The 24,921-nt window shown below is 72.6% G+C and carries 16 protein-coding genes, 2 tRNA genes and 1 pseudogene; 10 read left to right on the top strand and 9 right to left on the bottom strand.

Translation table 11 applies throughout. The features are described from left to right. Nucleotides 1-105: 105 nt before the first annotated feature. A complete protein-coding gene (pepN, locus tag B5P21_RS09845) occupies nt 106-2,649 on the bottom strand; it encodes an aminopeptidase N (protein WP_094171091.1) in 2,544 nt (847 codons plus the stop codon). A gap of 152 nt (nt 2,650-2,801) precedes the next feature. Between pepN and B5P21_RS09840 the strand changes: the two genes are divergently transcribed. The 3 genes from B5P21_RS09840 to B5P21_RS09830 all read left to right on the top strand — a co-directional run bounded on the left by B5P21_RS09840 (nt 2,802) and on the right by B5P21_RS09830 (nt 5,029). Beyond that, nucleotides 2,802-3,374, top strand: a complete 573-nt coding sequence (locus B5P21_RS09840) for a mycothiol-dependent nitroreductase Rv2466c family protein (RefSeq protein ID WP_045527705.1) — start codon at nt 2,802-2,804, stop codon at nt 3,372-3,374. Between the two features lie 170 nt (nt 3,375-3,544). After that, nucleotides 3,545-4,033 carry a ribose-5-phosphate isomerase gene (locus tag B5P21_RS09835; RefSeq protein WP_045527706.1) on the top strand — a complete coding sequence of 163 codons (489 nt, stop codon included), beginning with the start codon at nt 3,545-3,547 and terminating at the stop codon, nt 4,031-4,033. A gap of 6 nt (nt 4,034-4,039) precedes the next feature. Further along, on the top strand, nt 4,040-5,029 hold the full coding sequence (locus B5P21_RS09830) for an Fpg/Nei family DNA glycosylase (protein ID WP_045527710.1): 990 nt from the start codon (nt 4,040-4,042) through the stop codon (nt 5,027-5,029). Between the two features lie 97 nt (nt 5,030-5,126). Here the strand turns inward: B5P21_RS09830 and B5P21_RS09825 are convergent, their stop codons facing one another. The 3 genes and pseudogenes from B5P21_RS09825 to B5P21_RS09810 all read right to left on the bottom strand — a co-directional run bounded on the left by B5P21_RS09825 (nt 5,127) and on the right by B5P21_RS09810 (nt 11,481). Then, nucleotides 5,127-5,612 (bottom strand): Dps family protein, encoded by a 486-nt coding sequence (locus B5P21_RS09825; protein ID WP_045527712.1) that lies wholly within the window; start codon nt 5,610-5,612, stop codon nt 5,127-5,129. 154 nt (nt 5,613-5,766) lie between these two features. After that, nucleotides 5,767-11,245: pseudogene (locus B5P21_RS09820) on the bottom strand (SCO7613 C-terminal domain-containing membrane protein). A gap of 162 nt (nt 11,246-11,407) precedes the next feature. After that, a tRNA-Gly gene (locus tag B5P21_RS09810) sits at nt 11,408-11,481 on the bottom strand. 191 nt (nt 11,482-11,672) lie between these two features. On the opposite strand from B5P21_RS09810, the gene B5P21_RS09805 reads away from it, so the two are divergent. From B5P21_RS09805 to B5P21_RS09790, 4 genes are all read left to right on the top strand, one after another. Beyond that, nucleotides 11,673-11,748: transfer RNA gene (locus B5P21_RS09805), tRNA-Pro, on the top strand. Nucleotides 11,749-11,813: 65 nt separating this feature from the next. Further along, nucleotides 11,814-13,265 (top strand): trigger factor, encoded by a 1,452-nt coding sequence (gene tig / locus B5P21_RS09800; protein ID WP_045527715.1) that lies wholly within the window; start codon nt 11,814-11,816, stop codon nt 13,263-13,265. A gap of 198 nt (nt 13,266-13,463) precedes the next feature. After that, a complete protein-coding gene (locus B5P21_RS09795) occupies nt 13,464-14,051 on the top strand; it encodes an ATP-dependent Clp protease proteolytic subunit (protein WP_015490151.1) in 588 nt (195 codons plus the stop codon). Nucleotides 14,052-14,087: 36 nt separating this feature from the next. Beyond that, nucleotides 14,088-14,768: an ATP-dependent Clp protease proteolytic subunit gene (locus B5P21_RS09790; RefSeq protein ID WP_045527716.1), complete on the top strand. Its 681-nt coding sequence runs from the start codon at nt 14,088-14,090 to the stop codon at nt 14,766-14,768. 61 nt (nt 14,769-14,829) lie between these two features. Here B5P21_RS09790 and sfnG read toward each other — a convergent pair whose 3' ends face one another. Next, nucleotides 14,830-15,972: a dimethylsulfone monooxygenase SfnG gene (gene sfnG, locus B5P21_RS09785; RefSeq protein ID WP_045527717.1), complete on the bottom strand. Its 1,143-nt coding sequence runs from the start codon at nt 15,970-15,972 to the stop codon at nt 14,830-14,832. Nucleotides 15,973-16,140: 168 nt separating this feature from the next. On the opposite strand from sfnG, the gene clpX reads away from it, so the two are divergent. After that, complete coding sequence (gene clpX / locus B5P21_RS09780) at nt 16,141-17,421, top strand: ATP-dependent Clp protease ATP-binding subunit ClpX (RefSeq protein WP_015490154.1); 1,281 nt, start codon at nt 16,141-16,143, stop codon at nt 17,419-17,421. Nucleotides 17,422-17,497: 76 nt separating this feature from the next. Here clpX and B5P21_RS09775 read toward each other — a convergent pair whose 3' ends face one another. After that, nucleotides 17,498-19,561, bottom strand: a complete 2,064-nt coding sequence (locus tag B5P21_RS09775) for a M3 family metallopeptidase (RefSeq protein ID WP_094171088.1) — start codon at nt 19,559-19,561, stop codon at nt 17,498-17,500. Nucleotides 19,562-19,671: 110 nt separating this feature from the next. Between B5P21_RS09775 and B5P21_RS09770 the strand changes: the two genes are divergently transcribed. Together B5P21_RS09770 and B5P21_RS09765 are read left to right on the top strand one after the other, a co-directional pair. Then, a complete protein-coding gene (locus B5P21_RS09770) occupies nt 19,672-20,631 on the top strand; it encodes an IS481-like element IS1122 family transposase (protein WP_094171087.1) in 960 nt (319 codons plus the stop codon). Between the two features lie 43 nt (nt 20,632-20,674). Beyond that, nucleotides 20,675-21,478, top strand: coding sequence for a methyltransferase domain-containing protein (locus B5P21_RS09765; protein WP_045527724.1), 804 nt, complete (start codon nt 20,675-20,677; stop codon nt 21,476-21,478). Nucleotides 21,479-21,490: 12 nt separating this feature from the next. Here B5P21_RS09765 and B5P21_RS09760 read toward each other — a convergent pair whose 3' ends face one another. From B5P21_RS09760 to valS, 3 genes are read right to left on the bottom strand one after another with little or no spacing between them, the layout of a single operon-like run. Next, the gene (locus B5P21_RS09760) at nt 21,491-21,754 is read right to left on the bottom strand and encodes a hypothetical protein (RefSeq protein ID WP_094171086.1); all 264 of its coding nucleotides are present in this window, start codon (nt 21,752-21,754) and stop codon (nt 21,491-21,493) included. Next, the gene (locus B5P21_RS09755) at nt 21,754-22,206 is read right to left on the bottom strand and encodes a GNAT family N-acetyltransferase (RefSeq protein ID WP_045527728.1); all 453 of its coding nucleotides are present in this window, start codon (nt 22,204-22,206) and stop codon (nt 21,754-21,756) included. Before B5P21_RS09755 ends, B5P21_RS09760 begins: the two co-directional genes overlap by 1 nt. Further along, nucleotides 22,203-24,848 (bottom strand): valine--tRNA ligase, encoded by a 2,646-nt coding sequence (gene valS, locus B5P21_RS09750; protein WP_094171085.1) that lies wholly within the window; start codon nt 24,846-24,848, stop codon nt 22,203-22,205. Before valS ends, B5P21_RS09755 begins: the two co-directional genes overlap by 4 nt. Between the last annotated feature and the right edge of the window lie 73 nt (nt 24,849-24,921).

The following is a 24,921-nucleotide window of genomic DNA, read 5'->3' as shown; positions in this document are numbered from 1 at the left end:
GCGGCCTCCCCGGCCGGCCCTGGGTCCGTCCGCAGGTCGGGCGGGAGGGACGACGAGGGGGACGGCCGCCTGCGCGACCGTCCCCCTCGGGTGGGGCGATGGTGCCTACTCGGCGTCCTTCGCCTGCGCCCGCAGCGCGCGCTCCACGCCCGACAGCAGCTCGCTGACGAGGCGGCGGAGCGCCGGCGGCTCGGGGTTCGCGTCGAGCCAGGCGACGGTCGCGTCGCGCAGCTCCGCGTCGGCGAGCGGCGACGGGTAGAAGCCGCCGATGAGCGCCGCGGCGATCGCGTAGCTCCGCGACTCCCACACGCCCTGCAGGGCGTCGAAGTACGCGCCGACGTACGGGCGCAGCAGCTCGGTGTCGGCGGCGCGGCGGAAGCCGAGGCCCGTGGTGCGCACGATCGTGTTCGGCTCGGTGTCGGCCTCCCACACGGACGCCCACGCGGCCTGCTTGCCCTCCGCGGTGGGGAGCGCCGCGCGGGCCTGGGCGGCGGACTGAACGCCCGTCGCCGTGCGGTCGGCGGCGAGGGCCGCATCGACCTCGGCCGTGTCGGCGCGACCGCCCGCGACGAGCGCGGTCAGGAGCTCCCAGCGGAGGTCCGCGTCGATCTCGACGCCCTCGAGCGTCTCGGTGCCGTCGAGCAGCGCCTGCACGTGGTCCAGCTGGGCCGGCTCGGCCGCGACCTGCGCGAAGGTGCGCAGGAACTGGAACTGGTTGTCGGATCCGGGCGCCGCCTGCGCCGTGAGCGCCCACAGCTCGGAGGCGACCGTCGCGAGCAGCTCGTCGCGGTGGTCGGGCGCCGAGTACGTGGTGGCGGCGACGGTCAGCTGCGCGAGCGCGTAGCGGAGGGCCGTCGACTCGTCCTCGGTGGCGACGTTGTCGAGCACGAGGCGCACGTAGTCGCGGGCGCGGATCTCGCCGTCGCGCGTCGCGTCCCACACCGAGGCGAAGACGAGCGAGCGGGCGAGCGAGTCCTCGAACGCGGCGAGGTGGCGCATTGCGACCTCGAGCGACGCGGGATCCAGGCGGACCTTGGCGTAGGTGAGGTCGTCGTCGTTGAGCAGCACGAGCGCGGGGCGCTGGCGGCCGACGAGCTCGGCGACCTCGGTGCGGTCGCCGTCGACGTCGAGCTCGAAGCGCTCGGTGCGGACCAGCTTCGCGTCGCGCAGCTCGTAGAAGCCGATCGCGAGGCGGTGCGGGCGGAGCGTCGGGTAGTCCTCCGCGGCCTCCTGCAGCACGGAGAACGACGTGATGACGCCGTCCTCGTCGGTCGCGATCTCGGGACGGAGCGTGTTCACGCCCGAGGTCTTCAGCCACAGGTCGGTCCAGCGCGCGAGGTCGCGGCCGCTCGTGCCCTCGAGCTCACGGGTGAAGTCGCGGAGCGTCGAGTTGCCGAACGCGTGGCGCTGGAAGTAGGCGGCCACGCCCGCGAGGAACTCGTCCTGGCCGACGTAGGCGACGAGCTGGCGGAGCACCGAGGCGCCCTTGGCGTACGTGATGCCGTCGAAGTTGACCTGCACGTCCTCCAGGTCGTTGATGGTCGCGTAGACGGGGTGCGTGCTCGGCAGCTGGTCCTGGTTGTAGGCCCAGGACTTCTCGCCGGCGTTGAACGTCGTCCAGGCGCCGGTCCACTCGGTGCCCTCGGCCGTGGCCAGGGTCGAGATGTAGGTCGCGAAGGACTCGTTGAGCCACAGGTCGTCCCACCACTTCATGGTGACGAGGTCGCCGAACCACATGTGCGCGAGCTCGTGCAGGATCGTCGTGACCCGGCGCTCCTTCACCGCGTCGGTGACCTTCGAGCGGAAGACGTAGCTCTCCACGAACGTGACGGCGCCCGCGTTCTCCATCGCGCCCGCGTTGAACTCGGGGACGAAGAGCTGGTCGTACTTGGGGAACGGGTACGGGTACGCGAAGCGCTCCTCGTAGAACGCGAAGCCCTCGCGGGTCTTCTCGAACACGTAGTCGGCGTCGAGGTGCTCCATGAGCGAATTGCGGGCGAAGACGCCGAGCGGGATCGTGCGGCCGTCACTCGAGGTCAGCTCGCTGCGGACGACGCCGTAGGGGCCCGCGATGAGCGCCGTGATGTAGCTCGACATGCGGAGCGTGGGCTCGAAGGTCCACGTGGACGCGCCGTCGGCGGCGGCCGTCGGCTCGGGCGTGGGGGAGTTGGAGACGACCTCCCAGTGCGACGGCGCGGTGACGGTGAAGCGGAAGACCGCCTTGAGGTCGGGCTGCTCGAACACCGCGAACATGCGGCGGGAGTCCGGGACCTCGAACTGGGAATAGAGGTAGACCTCGTCGTCGACGGGATCCACGAAGCGGTGCAGGCCCTCGCCCGTGTTCGTGTACATGGCGTCGGCGACGACCGTGAGCTCGTTCTCCTGAGCGAGGTCGTCGAGTCGGATGCGGACGCCGTCGCTGACGTCGGCCGGCTCGAGCTCGCGGCCGTTCAGGGTCACGGCGTGCACCGTGCGGGTGATCGCGTCGATGAACGTGGACGCGCCGGCGGTGGCGGTGAAGCGCACGGTCGTGGTGGACCCGAACACCTCCGCGCCCCGGGTGAGGTCGAGCGTGACGTCGTACTCGGACACGGCCAGCAGCGCGGCGCGCTCCTCGGCCTCGACGCGGGTGAGGTTCTCTCCTGGCATGCTGCTCCTGCTCGTCCGTGAGGTGGGTGGGCCGTGCGTGCGGACGCGCCTCGCGCGACGATGCACCGGGCGGTCGGGACCACGGGTGCGCGGGCGGAGCGGCGCCGCTTTCGGAGCCGATCCTATTGCGTCGGCTGACCTAGGCTTGCGGCATGTCCGACGTTCAGAGCAGCCCCCGCATCACCGCCGTCGAGTTCTGGTTCGACCCGTCCTGCCCCTGGGCGTGGATGACCTCCCGCTGGGTCGACGAGGTCGCCCGCCACCGCGACCTCGACATCACCTGGCGCGTCATGAGCCTCGCCGTCCTCAACGAGGACAAGGCCGACGACCCGAACTTCGCTGCCTTCCTCCCGCGCGCCCTCCGGTTCACGCGGCTCGTCGCCGCGGTCGAGGCCGAGCACGGCGCCGAGCACGTCAAGCCGCTGTACGACGCGCTGGGCACGCGGATCCACCTCCGCGACCAGAAGGACGCCGACGTCGTCATCCCCGAGGTGCTCGCCGAGCTCGGCCTCCCCGCTGGGCTCGCCGAGACGAGCCGCACCGACCGCTACGACGAGCTCATGCGCGCCAGCCACTTCGACGGGATCGAGCGCGTCGGCCAGGACGTCGGCACGCCGGTCATCGCGGTCGACGGCGTCGCCTTCTTCGGCCCCGTCATCTCGCCCGCGCCGAAGGGCGACGAGGCCGTGAGGCTGTGGGACGGCGTCGTCGCCGTCGCCGCCTAGCCGGGCTTCTTCGAGATCAAGCGCTCGCGCACCGTCGGCCCCATCTTCGACTGACCCTTTCCCGTCGCGCGCGCGGCGGCCGGGCGCTCACGGGCGTCCGGCCGCGGCGCGCCCGGCATCGCCCGCGCCGCGGGCACGACGCCGCGACGTGCGGCAGGAGGAGTGCATCGATGCGCATCCACATCGCGACCGACCACGCGGGCCTCGACTTCTCGAGGTACCTCACGGACCACCTGACCGACGCCGGGCACGACGTCGTCGACCACGGGCCCACGTCGTACGACGCGCTCGACGACTACCCGTCGTTCTGCATCCGCGCCGCGCATGCCGTCGTCGCCGACCAGCGCGAGGGCACGACCGCCCTCGGCGTGGTGTTCGGCGGGTCGGGCAACGGCGAGCAGATCGCCGCGAACAAGGTCGAGGGCGCGCGCGCGGCGCTCGTCTGGAACCTGTCGACCGCCGTGCTCGCGCGCCAGCACAACGACGCCAACGTGATCTCCATCGGCGCCCGCCAGCACACCGTCGAGGAGGCCACGGCCTTCATCGACGCCTTCATCGCGGAGCCGTTCTCCGCGGAGGAGCGGCACGCGCGCCGCATTGCGCAGCTCGCCGAGTACGAGACGACGGGGGCCATCGCCGGTCACCCCGTCACCGACTAGGCCGCCGTGCCCGAGGGGCATTCGATCCATCGGATCGCGAAGCAGTTCGAGGCGCACTTCGTCGGGGACGTCGTGCAGGCGTCCTCCCCGCAGGGGCGCTTCGCGGAGGGCGCGGCCGTCCTCGACGGCCGCCGGCTCCTCGCCGCGAAGGCGGTGGGCAAGCAGATGTTCCTCGAGTTCGACGGCGACGTCTGGCTGCGGGTCCACCTCGGCCTCTACGGCGCGTGGGACTTCGCGGGCGACGTGTCGACGCTGAACCGCATGGGTCAGAACGGCATGCGCGGCGACGTGCCCGTCGACGATCGCGTCGACGACGCCCCGGTCGACTCCGACGCGGAGGACTCGCTCGCGAGCATCGGCGCTCCTCGGCGGGCACGCCTGCGCATGGCCGAGCAGGAGAAGGTGCACGACCCGTTCTCCGCCGACGCCTGGCCGCCCGAGCCCGTCGGACAGGTGCGCGTCCGTCTCCTCACCGAGCACGCCGTGGCGGATCTGCGTGGGCCCACCGCGTGCGTCGTCGCCGACCCCGAGGAGGTGCAGCAGGCCATCGACAAGCTGGGACCGGATCCCCTCGTCGACGGCGGCAAGCGCTCCGAGGACCGGTTCACGGCGACCGTGCGCAAGAAGCCCACGGCGATCGGCCTGCTGCTGATGGACCAGGCGGTCGTGAGCGGGATCGGCAACGTGTACCGGGCCGAGCTGCTGTTCCGGGCACGGCAGAACCCGCACACGCCGGGACGCGACGTCCCCGAGGACGTCGTGCGTGGGCTCTGGAAGGATTGGTCGAAGCTGCTCCGCAAGGGCGTCGAGGTCGGCCAGATGATGACCATGGACGGCCTGCGCGGGAAGAGGCTCGACGCGGCGCTGCGCAACCGCGCGGACCGGCACTGGGTCTACCACCGCGAGGGGCTGCCGTGCCGGGTCTGCGGCACCCACATCGTGATGGAGGAGGCCGCCGGCCGGAAGCTGTACTGGTGCCCGTATTGCCAGGCGTGACGCGCGTCGGGGGCTGACCGGGCCCCTCGAGACGAAGGGGCCCGGATCCGATCGGATCCGGGCCCCTCGACCGTCGCGGCGGGTGCGGCGGGCGGCGCTACTCGCTGATGTGGGCGAAGAGGAACCAGCGGTCCTTCTCGAGCCCGCGGGCGATCTCGATGGCGACGTCCTGGCTGTTGACGTCGATGTCCCCGAGCTCCTGCACGGCGCGGTTGACGAGCTCCATGGTCGCGTCGATCTGCGCGATGACCTCGGCGATGGTGGCGCTCGACGGACGGAAGCCGGGCGTGAGCGCCGCGGTGGTGGTGGATGCGGCGACCGTCTCGATGCGGGCGTCGATCGGCAGGCCGAGGGCGACGACGCGCTCGGCGGCGGTGTCGGCCCAGTCCTGGGCGTGGGAGACGAGCACGTCGAGGAACTCGTGGACGCCGATGAAGTTGACGCCGCGGACGTGCCAGTGCGCCTGCTTGCCGTTGACGGCGAGCGCCTGGAGGTTGACGGCGACGGGGCTGAGGAACTGCGCGACGCCGGCGGCGACGTCGGCCGATGCGGAGCTGGTGGGGACGTGGACGGTGTCGGTCATGGGTTCTCTCCTCGAGCGGCTGGATGGGTCTGCGGGCTGCGGACGATGCCGCCAATCTGACGCATCCCTCCGCCGGCCGCAAGCAAGCTGAGGCATGGCTTACCGGGTCGCGGCCGGGATCGCCGACCGGCTCCCTCCCCGGCGCTCGGCCCCCTCACCGGAGCGCGGACACCCGGGCCGCCACCCCCTTCACGTCGCGGATGCGCCGCTCGTAGCGGGCCGCGACGGCGATGAGGACGACGCCCCCGATGCCCGCCCACGCCCACCAGGGGACGGTCGACGAGGCCGCGCGGATCCAGGGCCAGAGCTGGGCGACCGCGTGCACGACCAGGACGCCCGCGCCGATGAGGAACGGGGCCCGGAGCTTCAGGCGCGTCCCGACCAGCAGCGTCGCCAGCGCGAGGACGCCGAGGCCGACGATGCGCCAGGCCGGACTGGGGCCGAGATCCGCGAGCAACGGCGGGACGAGCAGGACGAGGAGCCCGGGGGCGAGGTGGCGCATGCTGCCGGCGGACGCGTCGCGGACGAGGCGTCGGGCGCCGACCACGAGGAGCGCCGCGGCGATGGGCACCGTGACGGTCTCCACCGGATCCGCCGCACCGGTCGCGACCAGGGCCGCGGCGACCAGCCCGCCGACGACGAGCGCCGCGAGCGCGAGGACGCGGTCCTGCAGCGGGGGAGCGACGAGGAGCCGGCTCTCCGCCGTCTCCGTCTCCGTCTCCGTCTCCGTCTCCGTCTCCGTCTCCGTCTCCGTCTCCGTCTCCGTCTCCGTCTCCGTCTCCGTCTCCGTCTCCGTGGCCGTCGTCACGTGCGCCGACGAGCAGACGACGTGGAGAGCGGCGACCAGGCCCACGAGGAGGGCGGCTCGGGGTCCGGCGTCGTGCATCCCCTCGTCATGGGCGCGGAGGATCCCCGCGGTGCCCGCACCTCCTGCCCCCACCAGCGCGACCAGCACGGTGGCTCGGGTCGCCGCTCGGAGCAGGGCATCCGCGGGGGCACGGACGCCGGCGTGCGCGCTCGACGCCGGCGGTCGGTCCGGGACCCGCTGGGCCGGGGGGATCGTCCCCCGTCGCGTGTCCGTGCCGGTGCCGGGGATCTCCTCCGGGCGTGCGGGCAGGAGGCCCACGGCGAGCACGAGGACCACGGCGGCCGCGAGTGTCCAGATGTCCGTGCGACCGAAGGAGGCCGCCTCGTCGCCGACCAGCTGGGCGACGGCCCTCCCGAGGCCGACGAGCGCGACCGTGAGCGCGGACGCCGCCGCTGCCGCCCCCACGAGGGGTCGCGTCGGTGACGCCGGGCCGACGCCACGGAGGGCGGCCGCGCAGAGGAGCAGGACGACGGCGGCCGCGATCCCGAGGACGAGCGCCCGGACGGGCGTCCCCGTCCAGGACGCGACGGCCGTCGGCAGCGCCGCCAGGAGGAGGGCGCCGAGGAGGACGGTCGCCGCCCCGGACGCGCGTCCCGGGACCGACGACGCGTCGCGGCGGTGGCCGGGGAACCCCCGGTGGAGGAGCGCGGCCACCACGAGCATCACGCCGGCCGGGGGGAGGACGTAGGGCTCCACGGCGTCGACACGGCCGCGTCCGAGCGCCACCCACAGGGCGGCGGAGCCGAGCACGAGGGCGATCCAGCCCACGTGGCGCCGCGCGCGCGACCCCGGCGGCGTCGAGGCGACGAGCACGGCGACGGCGGAGAGGAGCAGGGCCACGGGGAGGCCCGCGGCGTCGGTGGCCGCGCCGACCGCGACGGTCCCGGCCACGAGGACGCCCGTCGCCAGGTCAGCGGAATGCCGGAGGAGCCCGGCCTCCGGCATGGAGGGGCCGACGGGCACGGTGACCGGGTTCCGGAGCCGGTCGGCGGAACCCACCGCCGCGACGAGCACCGCGACGATCGCCGGAACGGCCACGGCGGCGGCATCGACGGACGCGTGCCCGCCGCGCCAGGCGAGGAACGCCACCACCGCGGCGCCGAGCAGCGCCACCGCGGCGGAGGCGGCGAGCACATGCCGGTGCACCGATCGGAGCACGAGGAGCGCACCGGCTCCCGCCACGAGGGCGACGCTCGTGACGAGCGGACGGACGACGCCCTCGCCGGAGCCGACCGACGCGGACAGGACGACGGCGACGAGCGCGGTGGTGGCCGCCCACGCGGATCCGGCGAGCCGAGCGTCCGCCGGGCTCCGGGCGCCGCGCAGGACGAGCACGCCGACCCCGACGAGCAGCGCCGCGGTGATCGTCAGCTGGAGGTCGACGGCCGGCTCGCGGCCGGCATCGCCGGCGGCGAGCCGCAGCGCGCGCGTGCCGCCGACGACCAGGAGCCCGATGCCCCCGCCGATGACGACGGCGCGCAGCAGCGGGCGGACGGGGGATGCCGCGTGGCGCAGCGCGGCAGCGCCGCCCAGGGCGAGGGCCGCGCAGATCCCCGTCAGGAGGTAGGGCCGGAGCACGTCGTCGGGACGACCGACGGCGGCGAGGGGGAGGACGGCCGTGAGGATGCCCGCGAGGGTGAGCGCCGTGACACCGCGGCGCACCCGGGGCCCGAAGGACGACGCCATCCCTCCTCCGTCGGCGCGCACCGCGGCACGGTGCATCAGCGCGGCGAGGAGGAGCAGCTCGCCCGCCACCGGCAGCCAGTACGCCTCGGACGAGGTGGTCCCGACGGCGAGCAGTCGCGACCACGGCGCCGCGATCCCGAGGCCGAGAGCCGTCCACCCCCAGGCGCGGCGGGCGCTGCGGGACAGGAGCAGCCCGTCGTGGGCGATGGACATGGCGAGCGCCGTCGCCGCGAGCAGGAGCAGCGGGATCCACAGGCGTCCGCGTCCCTCGAGGGTGGGATCGACGGAGACGGCGACCACCAGCGAGCCGATCGCCACCGCGGTCGTGCCCACGTCGAGGGCGACGCGCAGCGCGCGCGACGCGTGCCGATGGGCGAGCAGGGCGGCTGTGGCCACGACGACGGCGACCGCGGCGGAGACCACGCCGTGGGGCGTGGCACCGCGCTCGACCAGGGCACCGGCGGTTAGGACGGCGAGCAGCAGCGTCGGGGCCACGAGGGCGGCGGTCGTGAGCCGCCATCTGCGCAGCGCGGTCGTCCCCGGCGCGCGGGGGACTGCGGCCTCCGGATCGGCGCGGAGCGCGCGCTCGGGCAGGGCGACGCGTCGTGCACCGCCGACGGTCCACGCCACGAGACCGGCGACCAGGGTCACCTGCGCCGCGATGGACCAGGCCGGGGATCCGGTGAGCGCACCCCCGATGCGGTCCGCTCCGACGATCGCGACGGGGAGGGCCGTGAGGCACGCGGGGAGCAGGGCCGTCGCGAGCAGCGCGCGCCTCCGCACGCCCGGGCGCCCGGGCAGCACGCCGACGATGAGGATCGTCAGACCGGATGCCAGCAGGACGAGCACCACGGGGTCCGCGGCCGCGTCGAGCGCGCTCGACGCGGCCGCGTCGCCGATGACGCGCGCGGTGGTGAGGGACGGGGCCAGGGCGCCCGCGACGACGAGGCCCGCGAGCGCGGCTCCCGCGGTGGCGAGGCGCGCGGTGATGTCCGTGCGCCCGGTCCGCGACCCGACGACGAGGAGCAGCACGACGACCGGGGCGGCGGTCCACCACGTGCTCGTGCTCGCCCAGGAGGCGGCCCCGGCGAGGGCGCCCGCCACGAGGGACAGCGCCGTGAGCGGGGCAGCCGGGATCGCGGCGGGACCGGCCGCCCGGCGGGAGGAGAGGCGCCACGCGAGAGCTCCGGCGGAGGCGACGAGGTACGCGGCGACGACGACGGCCACCGGACCGAGGGCCGGGATCGCGGCGATCAGCACCGCGGCACCGGTCCACGCGAGGAGGTCCCTGCGTTCCCGGGAGCGTCGGCCCGCGACGGCGGCGACCGCTGCGAGGAGCCAGACGGCGACGAGTCCGAGCGCCGCGGCGCGGACGTCCCCGGACAGGCCGGCGACGTCGCTGGTCCGGGCGAGGACTCCCACCGCGTCGTCGAGCGGACCGTGTTCCCAGGCGGGCAGCCCGACGACCAGGGCCGCGGTGATCCCGCCGAGGCCGGCGATCGCGGCGGGGAGGCTGGCGACCGCGGCCACGACCAGGGCGGCGAGGGCGGCGACGCGTGCCGTGCCGGCCATGGCGGCGTCGGGCAGCCGGCGCGCGGCCACGTCGAGCACGGCGGCCGCGAGCGCCGCCGCCACGAGCTGCGCGCAGAACGTGAGCAGCGCGGGCCCGCCCGTGAGCGCCGTCACGGGCAGTGCAGCGGCGGCTCCCACGCCCGCGACGACGGCGGCCAGGATGCGCAGCGGATCCGCCGGATGACCGGCCGCGTCGGGCGCCGCGTCCGGTACGGCGCCGTCGTCGATCGACGGCAGGGGGGGCGTCGGCGCAGGCCTCGGGCACGGCGGTGTCGGGATCCGCGTCATCGCCGCGGAGCTCGCCGACGCGGTCGGCGGGGGACATGGCACGCGCGAGCGCCCAGGCGTGCGCGCCGCTGGCGACGGCCGCGACGAGGAGGGGGAGCGCCGGGACCGCGTCGGGGTCGATCGCGGCGGCGGCGCCCGCGAGCAGGGCGGCGGCGGCGGCGCCGACGCCCACGACCCGGAGGATCCGGCGCTCGAGCGGGTCGGGCAGGGTGACCGCGCGGGAACGGGGCGCCGCATGGACGAGGGCCACGGCGGAGGCGGCCGCCAGGGCGAGCGCCGTGCGGGTTCCGGCGTCCGAGGAGGGCACGGCCCCGACCAGGAGGCCGGCCCCGACGGAGAGCCCCGCCCATCCGGCGATGCCGGTGGTGCGGATCCGCAGCAGCGGCCGGAGCGCGAGGAGCGCCGCGGAGACGACCAGCGTCCCGACGCCGAAGTGGACGAACGGGTCGTTCGAGGCCGCTCCCGCCAGGTCGTAGGAGCGCACGGCCCAGACATCGAGGTGCAGCAGCACGACGCCCACGACGCCGACGGCCTCGGCGGTGCCCGGCAGCCGGCGCCGGGCGAGGACCGCCGCCGCCGCGAGCGCGGCCAGGGTGACGGCCGCGGTGATCGCCGCCCGCACGACCAGCCCGTAGGTGACGAAGGCGTAGACGACGTAGAAGACGGCCGCGACCGAGAGCAGCACGACGCCGATGGCGAGCAGCACGGCCGGGACGCTGATGCGGCGACGGGGCGCCGCGGGTGCGGGAGGGACGGGATTCGGGATCCGGGTGGTCGCCTGCTGCGGTCGGGGTGCGTCCGGCGCGGGCGCGGGCGGCGCGGGCGCGGGCGGCGCGACGACCGCGTCCGTCGCCGCCTCGGAGGTGACGGTCGTCGCCGTCTCCAGCGCGTCCGGGAGCGCGGGCACATGCTCGGGCGCCGTGGCAGGGACGGGAGATGCGATCACCGTGGCCGCACGGGTCCGCGCCGCCGCCTCGCTCCACCGCCGCATGGCCTCGAGCAGCCGCTCCCGCTCGGTGATCGCGTCGACCACGCGACGCGACGCGCCGAGGAGGGCGGCGGCCTCGGGCGCGCGGACGTCGAGCCCGCACCGAGCGCAGACGAACGTGCCCAGCGGCGCGAAGCAGGCCGGGCAGAGCTCCGTGCGCAGGAGGTCGAGGGGCCGTGCGGCCCAGGACTGCGCCCCGATCCCCGATGCCCGTGCGTCGTCCTCGACCAGGCAGCCCCCCGAGCTCGCCCGTTGCGGAAGCTCCCAGGCTATCCACGGACCAGGACGCTATCGGTCCGACGGGCGGCGCACGACGGGTCGCCCCCAACGGGGGAGGGACGACGTGACTACCGGGCTGTGGAGGACGAGACGGGGAGGGCGGAATGACCGCGATGGAGGGGATGACGGGAATCGAACCCGCGTGATCAGTTTGGAAGACTGAGGCTCTACCATTGAGCTACATCCCCGCGACGCCGGAGCCACCGCCCCCGAGGGGCCGTGCGCCGGATGCGCGGGATCCAGCGTAGCGCAGGCTCCCGTCGCCGGTGACCAGCGGCGGGCACGAGTCGGATAGGCTGTGCCACGGTCGGATCGGCTTCCGCGCGCCTGCACGAAGAGGGGCACGGCGCCCGCCTCGACCGAGGGAATGCGTGGCAGCCGGGGCGTAGCGTAGTGGCTAGCGCGTCCGCTTTGGGAGCGGAAGACCGCAGGTTCGAGTCCTGTCGCCCCGACCACATCCCCGACGACGAAATGCCGTCTCAGCCGAGGCGCGTACCGCGATTACAGGAGAACTCCACACGTGAAGACCACGGTCGAAAAGCTGAGCCCCACGCGCGTCAAGCTCGCGATCTCTGCCACCCCCGAAGACCTGAAGCCGCACATCGACCACGCATACGGCCACATCGCCGAGCAGGTCGCTATCCCCGGCTTCCGCAAGGGCAAGGTGCCGCCGCCCATCATCGACCAGCGCGTCGGCCGCGAGGCCGTGCTGGAGCACGCCGTCAACGACGGCATGGACGGCTTCTACCAGGCCGCCGTCAAGGAGACGGACATCCGTCCCCTCGGCCGCCCCGAGGCCGACGTCAAGGAGTGGCCCGGCAAGGACCTCACCGGCGACCTCCTCCTCGAGATCGAGGTCGACGTCCGCCCCGACTTCGACCTGCCCGCGTACGAGGGCCTCGAGCTCACCGTGGACTCGGTCGAGGTCACCGACGACGAGGTCGGCACCGAGCTCGACAGCCTGCGCAGCCGCTTCGGCACGCTGATCACGGTCGACCGCCCCGCGAAGGCGGGCGACTTCGTCCAGATCGACCTCACCGCCACCATCGCCGGCAACGCCGTCGACACCGCGAGCGGCATCTCCTACGAGCTCGGCTCGGGTGACCTCATCGACGGCATCGACGAGGCCCTCGAGTCCCTCACCGCCGGCGAGAGCACCACGTTCGAGTCGAAGCTGCTCGGCGGCGACAACGAGGGCGAGACCGCGGAGATCGCCGTCACCGTCCAGTCCGTCAAGGAGCGCGAGCTGCCCGAGGCCGACGACGACTTCGCGCAGATCGCCAGCGAGTTCGACACCATCGACGAGCTGCGCGCGGACCTCAAGGTCCAGGTCGGCAAGTCCAAGGTCTTCGGCCAGGTCACCCAGGCCCGCGACCAGATCGTCGACAAGCTCCTCGAGGGCGTCGAGATCCCCGTCCCCGAGAAGCTCGTCGAGGACGAGGTGCACCGCCACCTCGAGAACGAGAACCGCCTCGAGGACGACGTGCACCGCGCCGAGGTCAAGGAGTCCAGCGAGAAGGCCTTCCGCCAGCAGCTGCTGCTCGACGTCATCGCCGAGAAGGAGGAGCTGAAGGTCAGCCAGGACGAGCTGACCCAGTACCTCATCCAGGGCGCGCAGCAGTACAACATGGAGCCGAACGAGTTCGTCCAGGTGCTGCAGCAGAACAACCAGATCCCCGCCATGGTCGGCGAGGTCGCGCGCAACAAGGCCCTCGCGGTCGTGCTCGACAAGGCCAAGGTCGTGGACGCCGACGGCAAGGTCGTCGACGTGACCGAGTTCACGCAGCCCGTCGTGCGCGACGCGGACGCGCTGTCCGAGGAGGCCGCCGACGCGGACGCCGAGGCCGTCACCGCGGACGCCCCCGCCGAGGAGGCCTCGGGCACCGTCGCCGAGGAGGCGCCCGCCGAGAAGCCGAAGAAGAAGGCGCCCGCGAAGAAGAAGGCCGCCGAGAAGGCCGCCGACTCCGAGTAGCAGCCACCGCCGCCCGTCTCGACGGGCAGCGACACGAGGGCCCGGGGAGCATCAGCTCCCCGGGCCCTCGCGCGTGCGGCGGCTGCGCTCTCCGCCCGCGGCGGCTGCGCTCTCCGCCCGCGGCGAACACGGGCGTCGGGGCGGATCCGCTCCGATAGATTCATGACTCGAAGCGACGAATGAATGGGAGCTCGAACAATGGCCGAACCGACACTGGTACCCGGTGTTTTTGACCGACTGCTGAAGGACCGCATCATCTGGCTCGGATCCGAGGTCCGCGACGACAACGCGAACGAGATCTGCGCGAAGATCCTGCTGCTGGCGGCGGAGGACACCGAGAAGGACATCTTCCTCTACATCAACTCGCCCGGCGGTTCCGTCACGGCGGGAATGGCCATCTACGACACCATGCAGTTCGTCCCCAACGACATCGTCACCGTCGGCATCGGAATGGCCGCCTCCATGGGCCAGCTGCTCCTCACGAGCGGCACGAAGGGCAAGCGGTACATCACGCCCAACGCCCGCGTGCTCCTGCACCAGCCGAGCGGTGGCTTCGGCGGCACCTCGAGCGACATCCAGACGCAGGCCCAGCTCATCCTCGCGATGAAGCACCGGCTCGCCGAGATCACCGCGGGCCAGACCGGCAAGACCGTCGAGCAGATCAACGAGGACGGCGACCGCGACCGCTGGTTCACCGCCCAGGAGGCCCTCGAGTACGGCTTCGTCGACCACATCCGCGAATCCGCGACCGACGTCGTCGGCGGCGGCGGCACCGAGACCTCCTAGAGCCCGCGACAGAAGAGACAGGCAGAGAAGAAGAACATGGAATTCCCCACCTTCGGCGGCGCCCGCGGCGCCGGCTCCACCGCCACGAGCCCGTCGTCGCGGTACATCCTCCCCAGCTTCGAGGAGCGCACGGCCTACGGCTACAAGCGCCAGGACCCGTACGCGAAGCTCTTCGAGGACCGCATCATCTTCCTCGGCGTGCAGGTCGACGACGCGTCGGCCGACGACGTCATGGCCCAGCTGCTCGTGCTCGAGTCGATGGACCCCGACCGCGACATAGTCATGTACATCAACTCGCCCGGCGGCTCGTTCACGGCCATGACCGCCATCTACGACACGATGCAGTACGTCTCGCCGCAGATCCAGACGGTGTGCCTCGGTCAGGCGGCCTCGGCCGCCGCCGTGCTGCTCGCGGGCGGTGCGCCCGGCAAGCGCCTCGCGCTCCCGAACGCCCGCGTGCTCATCCACCAGCCCGCCACGGGCGAGTCCAGCGGCGGCCAGGCCTCCGACATCGAGATCCAGGCCGCGGAGATCATGCGCATGCGCTCCTGGCTCGAGGACACGCTCGCGAAGCACACCAAGCGCGACCGCGACCAGATCAACCGCGACATCGAGCGCGACAAGATCCTCGGCGCGGACGAGGCGCTGGAGTACGGCCTCATCGACCAGGTGCTCACCTCGCGCAAGAACCTGACGGCGGCGATCCCCGCCCGCTAGGCCCGCACGGACGAAGGGGCGGTCGGCTGATGCCGATCGCCCCTTCCGCGTGCCGGGTGGATCAGGCGGCGGGCTCCCGCAGCTCGCCCCGCTCGATCGCCTCCCGCTCGAGCTCCCGCACGATCGGCAGCACCTGCGTGCCGAACTGCTCGATGTCCTCGAGGTAGTGCAGGAATCCGAGGAGCAGCAGGTCGACCCCGCGCTTGCGGTACTCGATCATGCGGCGCGCGATCTGCTCCGGCGTGCCGATGAGGCCCGTGCGGAAGCCGTCGTTGTACTGCACGAGGTCGCGGAAGGTGGAGTCCGACCACATGCCCTTGCCGTCCCCGGTGGACGCGCCCGCCTGCTTGACCGCCTGGCGGAAGCCCTCGACGGCGTCGGGGTTCGCCTTCGCGATGATCTCCTCGAGCACGTCCTGCGCCTCCTGCTCGGTGTCGCGCGCGATGACGAAGCCGTTGAGGCCGAACCTGACCCGCTCGGTGCGGCCGACGGCGCGCGCCGAGGCGAGCACGTCGGCACGCTGCTCCTCGAAGCCCGCGAAGTCCTTGCCGTTGGAGAAGTACCAGTCGGTGACGCGGCCTCCCATCTCGCGGGCGTCCGTGCTGTTGCCGCCCATGAAGATCTCCGGGTGCGCGCGGCCGGGCACGTCGACGGGCGGCGGCTTGAGCGTGAAGTCGTGGATCCGGTAGAAGTCGCCCAGGTGCGTAAAGTCCTTCTCCGTCCAGAGGCCGCGGAGCACGCGGATGAACTCCTCGGTGCGGCGGTAGCGCTCCCCGTGCTCGAGCCACGGCTCGCCGAACCCGACGAACTCGTCCTTCAGCCACCCGGACACGACGTTCACGGCGGCGCGCCCGTGCGACATGTGGTCGGCCGTGATGATCCACTTGGCCAGCACTCCCGGATGCCAGAGCCCCGGGTGCACGGCCGCGATCACCTTGAGCCGCTCCGTGGCGAGCAGGAGGCCGAGCGAGAACGACGTCGACTCGTGCTGCTGGTCGGCGCCGTAGGACGCGGCGTACCGCACCTGGCTCAGTGCGTAGTCGAAGCCGTTGCGCTCGGCGAGCTGCGCCACGCGGACGTTGAAGTCGAAGTCGAAGTGGGTGCGCTGCTCGATGTCGCTCGTCACGAGGCCGCCCGAGACGTTCGGGACCCAGTAGGCGAAGGACAGCGCGTCGGGGGATGCGGCAGGGGTGTCGTCTGTCATGCGGACATGGTGGGCGACGCAGCCGGGAGCGTTCCCTCGTGTTGCGCAGTGTGACGGCGGAGTGTCGCACATCGGGTCCTCCGACGGGCCGCGCCCCCAGGGGTCCGGAAGATGTCGGGCGCTCGGGTTAGGCTCGTTCCACATCGCACGGTTTCCGGGGAGGAATTCATGGCACGCATCGGCGAGAGCGCGGATCTGCTCAAGTGCTCCTTCTGCGGGAAGAGCCAGAAGCAGGTCCAGCAGCTGATCGCGGGACCGGGCGTCTACATCTGCGACGAGTGCGTGGAGCTCTGCAACGAGATCATCGAGGAGCGCCTGGCCGAGGCCAGCGAGGAGACCACCGGCGAGTTCGACCTCCCGAAGCCGAAGGAGATCTTCGGCTTCCTCGACGAGTACGTCATCGGGCAGGAGGCCGCCAAGCGCGCGCTGTCCGTCGCGGTCTACAACCACTACAAGCGCGTCCGAGCCGTCAGCACGATCGGGCCGGCGGAGACCGTGGGCGACGAGATCGAGATCGCCAAGAGCAACATCCTCCTCATCGGGCCCACCGGCTGCGGCAAGACCTACCTGGCGCAGACGCTGGCGAAGCGGCTGAACGTGCCCTTCGCGGTCGCGGACGCGACCGCCCTCACCGAGGCGGGCTACGTCGGCGAGGACGTGGAGAACATCCTCCTCAAGCTCATCCAGGCCGCGGACTACGACGTGAAGCGCGCCGAGACCGGGATCATCTACATCGACGAGGTCGACAAGATCGCCCGCAAGGCGGAGAACCCGAGCATCACGCGCGACGTGTCGGGCGAGGGCGTGCAGCAGGCGCTGCTGAAGATCCTCGAGGGCACGGTCGCCTCGGTCCCGCCGCAGGGCGGACGCAAGCACCCGCACCAGGAGTTCATCCAGGTCGACACGACCAACGTGCTGTTCATCGTCGCGGGCGCCTTCGCCGGGCTCGAGGACATCATCAGCCAGCGCGCGGGCAAGAAGGGCATCGGCTTCGGCGCCCCGCTGCACCGCAAGGACGTCAACGCCGACGTGTTCGGCGAGGTGCTGCCGGAGGACCTGCACAAGTTCGGGCTCATCCCCGAGTTCATCGGGCGCCTCCCCGTCGTCACGACGGTGACGCAGCTCGACCAGCGCGCGCTCATGGAGATCCTCACCAAGCCGCGCAACGCGCTCGTCCGCCAGTACCAGCGCATGTTCGAGCTCGACGGCGTGGAGCTGGAGTTCGAGCAGGGCGCCCTCGAGTCGATCGCCGACCTGGCCGTCCTCCGGCAGACGGGCGCCCGGGGCCTGCGCGCCATCCTCGAGGAGGTGCTCGGGCCGATCATGTTCGACATCCCCTCGGACGACGAGGTGGGTCGTGTGGTCATCACCCGCGAGTCGGTCGTGCAGAACGCCGCGCCCACCATCGTGCCGCGCGCGTCGATGCTCCGCGCGGAGAAGTCCGCCTGATCGAGCCCCTCGCCGGGAGATGACGAGAGCGCCGCACCCCGTGAGGGGCGCGGCGCTCTCGTCGTGCGGGGCGGGGTCAGTCGGCGAGGCCCCGGCGCGCGAGCAGCGGCTCGATCACCGCGTCGCGGCCGCGGAAGTCGCGGTAGGCCTCCAGCGGGTCCTTCGAGCCGCCGACGCCGAGGAGCCGCGCGCGGAACCGGTCGCCGTTCTCGCGCGTGAGGCCGCCGTTCTCGTGGAACCACCTGACGGTGTCGGCGTCGAGCACCTCGCTCCAGATGTAGGAGTAGTAGCCGGCGTCGTAGCCGCCCGCGAAGGTGTGCTGGAAGTAGCTCGACGCGTAGCGGGGGAGGACGGCCGGGACGTCGAGCCCCACGGCGGCGAGGGCCTCGGCCTGGAACACGTCGACGTCCTCCACGTCGTCGTCGACGCCGATCCGGTGCCACGCCTGGTCGAGGAGCGCGGCACCCAGGTACTCGCTCGTGAGGAAGCCCTCGTTGAACGCGGAGGAGGCCTGCACGGCGGCGACGAGGTCGTCGGGCATGGGCTCACCCGTCTCGTGGTGCACGGCGTAGGAGGCGAGGATCTCGGGCCACAGCATCCACATCTCGTTCACCTGGCTGGGGAACTCGACGAAGTCGCGGAACACGCTCGTACCGGCGAAGCGCGGGTAGGTCACGCGGGCGAAGAGGCCGTGCAGCGCGTGGCCGAACTCGTGGAAGAGCGTGTTCGTCTCGTCGTAGCTGAGGAGCGTGGGCTGGCCGGCGGGCGGCTTCGGGACGTTGAGGTTGTTCAGCACGACCGTGGGCGTGTCGAGGAGGGCGCTCTGCGAGATGAGCGGGTTCATCCACGCGCCACCGCGCTTCGAGTCGCGCGTGTGCAGGTCGAGGACGTACAGGCCGACGGGCGAGCCGTCCTCGTCGCGCACCTCGAAGACGCGCGCGTCCGGGTGGTACGCGACGATGTCGTCGCGCTCGGCGAAGGTGACGCCGTAGAGCGCGGTCGCGGCACGGAACACGCCGTCATGGAGGACGCGCTCCGCCTCGAGGTAGGGGCGCATGCGCTCGGTGTCGACGTCGTAGCGCTCCGTGCGCACCTTCTCGCTGTAGAACGCCCAGTCCCAGGCGGCGAGCTCGAACGTCGGCTCGCCGCGCTCCTCCTGCGTGCGGTCGATCACGCGCTGCAGCTCGACGGCCTCGGCGCGGGCGTTGCGGGCCGCGGCCGGGGCGAGGCGGCCGAGCATGTCGGCGACGGCCTCGGGAGTGCGGGCCGTCTGGTCGGCGGTGACCGCGGCGGCGTGGGTCGGGAAGCCGAGGAGGGCGGCGCGCTCGGCGCGGAGGCGGGTGATCTCGAGCACCAGCGGACGGTTGTCGTGCTCGTTGTCCCGTGCGCCGCGGGCGAGCGACGCGTCCATGATCCGCTGGCGGAGGCCCCGGTCCGCCAGCTGCGACAGGTACGGGTGGCCGGTCGGCAGCACCAGCGTGATGAGGTGCTTCCTGTCGAGGCCTCGGTCGGTGGCGGCCTGCGCGGCGGCCGCGATGGCGCCCGCGCCCAGGCCGTCGAGCTCGGCCGGATCGTCGACGACGACCGCGAGGTCGTTGGTGTCCTCGAGCAGGTTCGACTCGAAGCGCGTGGTGAGCACCGACAGGCGGCGGTTGAGGTCGCGGAGGCGGTCCTTCGCGTCGTCGTCGAGGCCCGCGCCCGCGATCGTGAACTCGGCCAGGTAGCGCTCGACGAGGTAGACGGACTCCGCGTCGAGGCCCGACTCGTGGCGCGCGTCGTGGACGGCGCGGATGCGGGCGTAGAGCGCGGAGTCGAGGCGGATCGCGTCCTCGTGCGCGGCGAGCTCGGGGGCGATCTCCGCCTCGAGCTCGCGCGTGAAGGGGGAGCTGTCGGACGAGGTGAGGGTGAAGAAGACGTGGCCGACGCGGTCGAGGATCCGGCCGGACCGCTCGAGCGCGACGAGCGTGTTCTCGAACGTCGGGGGCTCGGTCGACTCCGCGATGGCGCGGACCTCCGCCAGGTGCTCGGCGATGCCCGCCTCGAACGCGGGGCGGAAGTGCTCCTCGCGGATGTCGGCGAAGGGCGGCATGCCGGAGGGGAGGGAGCTCGGTTCGAGGAAGGGGTTCGCGGGCGTCGTCATGTTCCGAGCCTAGGTGTACCCGGCCATGACGTTGGTGACACTTCGGGGCGTGTGAGGAGGCCTCCTGGCTTGATGGAGCTGTCTAGTTCTGCCACTGCCAGGAGGCCTCGATGTCCCACGCTAATGCTCGTCTGACGGTTCACGGGAGGGTTCTCCTCGTGCGGCGGGTGGTCGAGGATCGTCGGCGGGTCTCGCATGTCGCGCGCGAACTCGGTGTGTCGCGTCAGTGCGCGCATCGGTGGGTGAATCGGTTCCGGTCCGAGGGTTTCGAAGGCTTGTCGGACCGGTCCTCGAGGCCGAGACGGGTGCCGACGAGGACGAGCCCGGAACGAGAACGAGCCGTCGTGGAAGCGAGGACCCGATTGCGATCAGGTCCTGCCCGGTTGGCGCCGGTGACCGGTGTTCCAGCCCGCACGATCTCCCGCGTCCTGCGGCGGCACGGGGCACCGCCGTTGGCATGGTTGGACCCCGTCACCGGGGCCGTGATCCGGGCATCCCGGTCGACGGCAAACCGGTACGAGCATGAGCATCCCGGCGACCTGATCCACGTCGACGTGAAGAAGCTCGGCCGGATCCCGGACGGCGGCGGCTGGCGGGCGCATGGCCGCAGCGAACAGGTTCGTGGTCGTGGGATCGGGTTCGATTACGTCCACGCCGTGGTCGATGACCACACCCGCCTCGCCTACGCGGAGATCCACCCGGACGAGAAGGGCGTGACCGCGGCAGGGTTCCTGACCCGGGCCGCGGCGTACTTCGCCGAGCACGGCATCACCCGCATCGAACGGGTCCTGACGGACAACGCGTTCGCCTACCGGCACTCGGCCGCGTTCCAGAACGCGGTCACGCAGCTCGGTGCGAGGCAGAAGTTCATCCGCCCGCACTGCCCCTGGCAGAACGGCAAGGTCGAACGCTTCAACCGCACCCTCGCGACCGAGTGGGCCTACCGGCAACCCTTCACCAGCAACCAAGCCAGAACCGACGCCCTTGATCCGTGGATCCAGCACTACAACACTGAACGAATCCACTCGAGCCACGGGCTGACGCCCGCGGCCCGAGTGTCACCAACGTGATGACTCAGTACACCTAGGCCGGGCGGCGACCTAGGCTCGGAGGGTGAAGATCGAGCGATACACCCACGGCCACCACGAGAGCGTGCTCCGCGTGCACAGCGCGCGCACCGTCCGGAACTCCGCCGCCTACCTGGAACCGCACCTGCGCCCGGGCTTGGACGTGCTGGACGTCGGCAGCGGTCCAGGCACCATCACGGTCGAGCTCGCCGACCTCGTCGCGCCGGGGCGCGTGGTCGGCCTCGACATGTCCGAGGACGTCGTGCGGCAGGCCGCCGAGCTCGCGGAGTCGCGCGGCACGGCGAACGTCGAGTTCGTCACGGGATCCGTGTACGGGCTGCCCTATGCGGACGCGTCGTTCGACGTCGTCCACGCGCACCAGGTGCTGCAGCACGTCGGCGATCCCGTCCGCGCGCTGGCGGAGATGCGCCGCGTCACGCGTCCCGGCGGGCTCGTGGCGGCGCGCGACGTCATCTACTCGAAGGTGGCGCTGTTCCCCGAGTCGGACGGGCTGCGGCTCTGGGCGGACGTGTACCTGCCGGTCCACCGGGCGAACGGCGGCGAGCCCGACGCGGGATCCCGGCTGAAGGCCTGGGCGCGGGAGGCGGGCTTCACGGAGATCGCGTCGAGCGCGTCCGTCTGGTGCTTCTCCTCGGATGACGAGCGGGCCTGGTGGGGCGGCGCGTGGGCCGACCGCGCGGTCGCGTCGGCGTTCGCCGGGCAGGCCCGCGATGGCGGGTTCGCGACGGACGACGACCTGCGGGCCATCCGCGCCGGCTGGCAGGAGTGGGCCGCGGACGACGACGGCTTCCTCGCGATGCCGCACGGCGAGATCCTCGCCCGGCGCTGACGCGGCGTGCGGTCAGTCGTCGAAGGGGTCGTCCGTCGACTCGCCGGGGATCGTGATGGTCGCCGCGTCCTCGACCGGGTCGTAGCGGATCACGGTGCCGTCGTCGAGCTCGACGACGGGCTTCCGCTCGAGCCACGTGAGCGTCCAGCGCCACTGCGAGGTGTCGGTCTCGAGGCCGACGACGTCGGACTCGACCGTCTTCACGGCGAGGAGGACGACCTCGGGCAGGTCCGCCGGGGCTACGCCGCCGACGGGCCAGCGCGTGCCGAGCTGCATCAGACGTCCTGCTCGTAGGTGACCCACGTGGTGCGGCGGGCGACCCGGTCGTAGAGGCGTTGCGCGTCCGCGTTGTCCTCGGCGGTGATCCAGCGGAGCATGCTCGCGCCGTCCCGGCGCGCGACCTCGGCGGCCGCGGCGATGAGCTGCTCGCCCACGCCCTGGCGGCACGAGATCTCCCGCACGTACAGGTCGTCGACGAGGAGGCCGTCGGTGCCGCGGGCCAGGCGCGAGAAGCGGTGGAAGTGCGCGAGGCCGACGAGGGCGCCCTCGTGAGCGTCGTCGACGGCGACGAGCGCGGAGCTCGCGTGCGCGTCGTCGATGAGGTGGCTCCAGGCCAGCACGGCGGCCTCGTCCGTGAGCTCGGTGCCGTAGAACTCGGCGTAGCCCGCGAACAGGTCGAACCAGGGGAAGAAGTCGCCGTCGCGGACGGGACGGATCGAGATGGTCATGCGCGGTTCTCCTCGGGCTGCTCGACGGGGGCGAGCGTGATGCGGGTGACGGCGGGGCCGTCCCCCTCGGTGAAGGTCAGGTCGGTGATGCGGCCCACGGCGCGGAGGTCCCGCGCCACGAGCTCGAGCGAGCGGATGTCCTCGGGCGACGCGGAGACGACCGCCTCGGCGACGGGCGTCTTCTGCGAGGCCTTGGCGTCGGTCTTGGCGCGGCGGATGCCCACGAGCGCGCGGCCGGCGAGGGCCAGCAGCCGCGGGTCGGGCGCGCCGCCGGTGGCCGGGGCATCGGGCGTCGGCGCGGTCGGCCACGCGGAGGTGTGGATCGAGCCGTCGTGCGACCAGCTCCACGCCTCCTCCGCCGCGAACGGCACGAAGGGCGCGAACAGGCGCAGCAGGACGTCGAGTGCCTCGCGGAGCGCCGCGACCGCGGATCCCCGGTCGGCCGGGTCGGCGTCGGCCGAGTAGGCGCGGTCCTTGACGAGCTCGAGGTAGTCGTCGCAGAAGGTCCAGAAGAAGCTCTCCGTGACCTCCAGCGCGCGGGCGTGGTCGTACTCCTCGAGCGCGGTGCTCGCCGTCTCGACGACCTCGGCGAGGGCGGCGAGCATGCCGACGTCGATGGCGTGGGTGGCGCGGGCGCCCTCGGGCGCCTCGAACGAGAGGATGAACTTCGCGGCGTTGAGCACCTTGATCGCGAGCCGGCGGCCGATCTTGATCTGCGTCGGGTTCTGCGGGTCCATCGCGGCGTCGACGCCGAGGCGGGCGGAGGCGGCCCAGTAGCGCACCGCGTCGGAGCCGAACTGCTCGAGCGTGGCCGCGGGGGTCACGACGTTGCCCTTGGACTTCGACATCTTCTTGCGGTCGGGGTCGAGGATCCAGCCGGAGATCGCGGCCGTCGTCCACGGCGCCGTCCCGTGCTCCAGCTCTGCGCGGAGGACCGTGGAGAAGAGCCACGTGCGGATGATGTCCTGGCCCTGCGGGCGCATCGAGAACGGGAAGACGAGGTCGAACAGCTCCGGGTCGCGCTCCCAGCCGCCCGCGAGCTGCGGGGTGAGCGAGGAGGTGGCCCAGGTGTCCATGACGTCGAGCTCGCCCTGGAAGCCGCCGGGCATGCCGCGCTGGTCCTCGGTGTAGCCGGGCGCGGGATCCGAGGACGGGTCCACGGGCAGCTGGTCCTCGGTGGGCGTGATGGCCTTCTCGAACTCCGGGTTGCCGTCGGCGTCGAGCGGGTACCAGACGGGCAGCGGGACGCCGAAGAAGCGCTGGCGGGAGACGAGCCAGTCGCCGTTGAGGCCGCCGACCCAGTTCTCATAGCGCACGCGCATGAAGTCGGGCACGAAGCCGATCTCGCGGCCGCGGCCGATGAGGCCCTGTCGCAGCTCCTCGTCCCGGCCGCCGTTGCGGATGTACCACTGGCGGGTGGAGACGATCTCGAGGGGCTTGTCGCCCTTCTCGTAGAACTTCACGGGGTGGGTGATCTTGCGTGGCTCGCCGATGAGCTCGCCGGACTCCGTGAGGAGCTCGACCATCGCCGCCTTCGCGGAGAAGACGGTCTTGCCGACGAGGGCGGCGTAGGCCTCGCGGCCGGCCTCCGACGTGATCGCCGCGGGCGCCTCGGAGACGATGCGGCCGTCGAAGCCGACGATCGCGCGGTTCTCCAGCTGCAGCTCGCGCCACCAGACGACGTCGTTGAGGTCGCCGAAGGTGCAGACCATGGCGATGCCGGATCCCTTGTCGGGCTGCGCGAGGTGGTGGGCGAGCACGGGCACCTCGACGCCGAAGACGGGCGTCGTGACCGTGGTGCCGAACAGGCCCTGGTAGCGCTCGTCGTCGGGATGCGCGACGAGGGCGACGCACGCCGCGAGGAGCTCGGGGCGCGTGGTGTCGATGATCACGTCGTCGCCGTCGGGGCGGTGGAACGCGAGGCGATGGTAGGCGCTCGGCTGCTCGCGGTCCTCGAGCTCGGCCTGCGCGACCGCGGTGCGGAAGGTGACGTCCCAGAGGGTGGGGGCGTCGGCCTGGTACGCCTCGCCGCGGGCGAGGTTGCGGAGGAACGCGCGCTGCGAGGCCACCTGCGCCTCGGCGCCGATGGTGCGGTAGCTCTGGCGCCAGTCGACGCTCAGGCCGAGCGTGCGGAAGAGGTCCTCGAACTGCTTCTCGTCCTCCTCGGTGAGGCGCTCGCACAGCTCGATGAAGTTGCGGCGGGAGATGGGCTGCTGGTCGCCCGGCTTCGACGTGCCGCCGGTCTCGGAGGGCCGGAAATCCGGGTCGTAGGGGAGCGTCGGGTCGCAGCGGACGCCGTAGAAGTTCTGGACGCGGCGCTCGGTGGGGAGTCCGTTGTCGTCCCAGCCCAGCGGGTAGAAGACGCTCTCGCCGCGCATGCGACGGTAGCGGGCGACGACGTCGGTGTGCGTGTAGCTGAAGACGTGGCCGATGTGCAGGGATCCGCTCGCCGTGGGCGGCGGGGTGTCGATGGAGAAGACGGTGCCGGCGGCGGCCTCGTCGCGGCGGAAGTCGTACGTGCCGTCGGCCTGCCAGCGGCCGCCCCACTTCGCCTCGAGGCCCTCGAGGGCCGGCTTGTCGGGGACCCGGGTGACCGGTGCGGCCGTGCCCTGCGCGGTGTCCGGACGTCGTTCGTCTGCCATGCGTGCTCCGGTTCCCTCAGTGTGGACGGCACCGTGTCGATGGTGAGGTGCCTTCTGTGCGGGATCCACGCTA

Source organism: Clavibacter michiganensis subsp. insidiosus (assembly GCF_002240565.1).
In the GTDB taxonomy this organism is placed as follows: Bacteria; Actinomycetota; Actinomycetes; order Actinomycetales; family Microbacteriaceae; genus Clavibacter; species Clavibacter insidiosus.
This window is presented reverse-complemented; position numbering and strand designations above follow the sequence as displayed.